The sequence below is a fragment of the Bradyrhizobium sp. genome, assembly GCF_049512235.1.
Taxonomy (GTDB): Bacteria; Pseudomonadota; Alphaproteobacteria; order Rhizobiales; family Xanthobacteraceae; genus Bradyrhizobium.
On record NZ_JBEKXH010000567.1, the window covers coordinates 1 to 3,800 of the forward strand.

Genomic DNA, 3,800 nt, shown 5'->3' on the forward strand with positions numbered 1-3,800 from the left:
GCCGCGGCGCCTGGTCGGCGACGGCATCGATGTTGAGGGCCAGACTGATCAGGGCGCGCTCGGTAATTTCCGCCCCCCTCAGGACGCGTTTGACCGTTCCGTCGTAAAGCACCAGCACCGTGTCGCAACAGCCGATCAGCTCGTCATAGTCCGTCGAATAAAGCACGATCGCGGTCCCGGCCTCGGCAAGCGTGCGCAGCAGCTGATAGAACTCCTGTTTGGTGCCGACGTCGATGCCGCGGGTCGGGTCGTTGAGCAGGATGATGCGGGGCTTGCGCATCAGCCATTTGGCGATCACCAACTTCTGTTGATTGCCGCCGGACAGCGAACTGGCCGGAGCCGCGACGCCGTCGGTCCGGATGCCAAGCAGCGTTATCATCTTGTCAACGGCATCGCGTTCCGCATCGCGGTCGATGACGCCGCCGTTCGCGAGCTCCGACAACGTCGCAAAGGACAGGTTGTCTCGCACCGACATTTGCAGCATCAGCCCCTCGGTCTTGCGATCTTCCGGGATCAGCGCCATGCCGATGGCTTCGGTCTTTGCCGCGCGCGGCGAGCCGATGCTGACCGGTTTGCCGTCGACCAGGATCTGGCCGCCGATCCCGCGCAATACACCGAACAGCGCCAGCAGCAATTCGCGCTGCCCTTGCCCGTCGAGACCGCCGAGGCCCACAACTTCGCCAGGGCGAACGCTGAAGGAGATATTGTTGAGGCGCGGCGCCCAGCTGAGATTGCGCACTTCGATTGCGGGCGTTGCCGCGGTCGCCGGCGCCGCGGGCTTGGACGGGAACACGTGACTGTATTCGCGGCCGATCATCATTTCGATGACCTCGTTGTCGCTCTTGGTCCCAGCCGCGTAAGTTGCGATCCTTCTGCCATTGCGGAATACCGAACAGTCATCCGCCAGTTCGGCGATCTCGTGCATCCGATGCGAGATATAGAGCAGCGCGATCCCCTCGGCCTTCAGCCGCTTCAGGACATCGAAGACGCGCGTCACGTCGGCCGCAGCGAGCGCCGAGGTCGCCTCATCGAGAATCAAAACCCGCGGCGTGCGGGTCAGCGCCCGCGCGATTTCGATCAGCTGCCGGCGCGACAAGGGCAGGTCCTTGACCAGGGCCAAGGGGTGGATGTCCTCGCCGCCGGCGCGCGCCAGTGCCGCCTCGGCTATTCTGCGCTGCGCCTTGCGGTCGATCAGGCCGAACCGGCCCGGCGGGTTTGAGGTCACGATATTGTCTGCGACCGAAAGGTCAGGGATCAGCGACAGCTCCTGAAAAATGCAGACAATGCCCGCCGCGCTGGCCGCGGCCGGGTTGGGAAAGTTGACCTCGCGCCCCTCGAGCCGCATTCGCCCCTCGTCGGGCGCGACGACGCCGGACATGACCTTGATAAGGGTGGATTTGCCGGCCCCGTTCTCGCCCAGGATGGCATGCACGCGCCCGGCCTTGATGTCGAGATCGGCCTCCTCCAAGGCCCGGACGCCGCCATAGCGCTTGGAAATTCCTTCCATGCGGAACAGCGGGACAAGGCTTTCCATCGAGTGATCCCCGTAGCAGGCGCCGCGGGCCGCGAGTTCGCCGCGGCGATCGGCCGGAATGAGCCTTACTGGTTGGCCTTGGATTGCCCCATGATTTCCTGCGCCGAAAAATTGATGCCGCAGGTCGGGAATGAGTTGCCGACGAAGAAATTATCGGACTGGCTCGAATAGAAATCCTGCCCATCCTTGAAGTTGGGATCCTCGGCAACCGCCAAGGGAAGCTTGACCGACTGCGGGATGACCTTGCCCTGCAGCGCGTCAATCGCGGTCTTGATGGCGACCGCGACCTGCGCGGGGCCGGTGCCGGCCGACGAGCACTTCAGGCCCTTGGCGGCATCGGCGGCGCAGAACTTGCGGAAGCCGTTTTCGGTTTCGCCGCCAAACGGGACGAAGGGATGTCCGGCGTCGATCATGGCCTGCACCACGCCGGTATCGCCGCCTTGCGCGGTGATGCCGTCAAACCGTTTCTGCACGGCGATCGCGTCGGCGGTCGCTTTCTGCGCCGTCGCATCGTCCCACTTGCCGACCACCTCCACGACATTCCACTTCTTTCCGGAGGCATCGAGCGTCTCGTGGATGCCGTTGTGACGGTCGGTATCGACCGACGTACCCGCCACGCCACGGACCTCGAGGATCTTGCCGCCATCGGGAATATGCTTGATCAGCCAGTTCGCCCACAGCACCCCGAGGCCTTTCTGATCGACGTCGACGTTGATGGCGTCCTGGGTGTCGAGGATGTTGTCGAAGGCGACCAGCACGACGCCGGCATCCTTGGCCCGCTTGATGACCGGCGCGAAAGCCTTCGGGTTCTGGGCATTGACGACCACGGCGTCAAAACCGGAATCGATGAAATTATTGATCGCGGAGATCTGCGCGGCGACGTCTTCGCCCGTCGACACCACCTTGAATTCCTTGATCTTGGAGGCGACCTCGGGTTGCGCCGCATAGGCCTTGGCGGTCTGGATCATCTGAATGCGCCAGGTGTTGGCGATGTAGCCATTCGCCAGCGCGATGCGATAGGGGCCCGTCTTGGCGGGGAATTTGAAGAATTTTGTGTCTGCCGACCAGGGCGCGTAGCAGGCGGGATCGGCTGACGGCCCCTGCACGATTTGCGGCCCGGCGGCAGTGGCGGCTGAGCCGATCGCAAATGTACTCAATGCTATCGCAACAGCCGCACGGCTTACCATCACATTGGATTTCATGCTCTATCCTCCCTGTAAAGCCGATCTACGTCGGCAGTTTGCAGCGCACAACCGCCGCTCCGGCAATCCCAGGCTGATCGTTGTCAGCCTTGCCCGTTATTCTCTCCCGGCGGCGATTGCGATGCAAGTGCGCGAGGCGACGCCGGCCAGGGCAGCAGCACGATCTTGCCGCCGAGCCCTCCGGCGTCGATCCGTGCGTGGACCTGTTGCACTGCCGTGAGGGGTTCGCGACCGATAACGATCGGATGGATGGCACCGCTGACGAGCAACTCGAACAAAGCCGCCATGTCAGCCCTGAAGTCTTCAGGGTGCGACAAGCGGCGGTCGGTGATGCTGTACCACAGCGCCCGTCGGCCTTGGTATAGGAAGCTCAATGCGCTCCATAGCTTCAGGCGCGCCAGCCCCAGCCCAGCCGCGATCAGGCTTTCGCGCCCGACGGCCATGGTCTGGGAGCCATAGCCGATGAGGGTACCTGCCGGCGCGAGACAGGCAAAGGAGCGGTCGAAATGAGATCCGCCGATCGCGTCGAATGCCGCATCAACGCCCGCGCCGCCAACTCTTGCCGCCGTCAGTCGACGCACCGAAGCAACGAAGTCACCGGCGCGGTAGTCGATGGCCGTGGCACCAAATTGCTCGACCGCCCTGAGATTCACCGCCGAGCAGGTGCCGATGGCTTTGAGGCCGAGATGGCGGGCCAGATCGAGCAGCGCGGTTCCGACCGTACCTGACGCCCCGATCACGAGGATCGTCTCGCCGGGAAACAAGCGACGATAGCGCGTCAGCATCTGGAAGGCCGTGAGGTAGGCGAGCGGGATGCAAACCGCCTCTGCCGCATCGACGCCATCTGGAACAGGTACCAGAAAACGCGCGGGACGAATGGCATATTGCGCGTAACCGCCGACCATGCAGAGATCGGCGACGAGTTGCCCCTCGCGCGGCGAGACCACCCCGGAGCCGGCCTTCTCGACAATACCCACCAGTTCGTAGCCCGGAGTAAACGGCAGCGGTCCCTTGAAGTCGGGGTAGCGGCCGCGCCGGATGAAAGTGTCGGTGAAACCGGTCCC

3 protein-coding genes are annotated in these 3,800 nt (G+C 63.8%); all 3 read right to left on the reverse strand.

Annotated elements, in window-relative coordinates; translation table 11 throughout:
• Positions 1–1,534: sugar ABC transporter ATP-binding protein (locus ABSG20_RS31820; protein WP_423868418.1), on the reverse strand; the 1,534-nt coding region annotated here is incomplete at its 3' end.
• Between the two features lie 65 nt (positions 1,535–1,599).
• Positions 1,600–2,736 carry a sugar ABC transporter substrate-binding protein gene (locus ABSG20_RS31825; protein ID WP_423868419.1) on the reverse strand — a complete coding sequence of 379 codons (1,137 nt, stop codon included), beginning with the start codon at positions 2,734–2,736 and terminating at the stop codon, positions 1,600–1,602.
• A gap of 83 nt (positions 2,737–2,819) precedes the next feature.
• On the reverse strand, positions 2,820–3,800 hold a 981-nt coding region (locus tag ABSG20_RS31830; RefSeq protein WP_423868420.1), incomplete at its 5' end, for a zinc-binding dehydrogenase.

Bases quoted from the DNA above. Each gene is read 5' to 3' on its own strand.
- ABSG20_RS31825 (WP_423868419.1), bottom strand. From the start codon at position 2,736: ATGAAATCCAATGTGATGGTAAGCCGTGCGGCTGTTGCGATAGCATTG.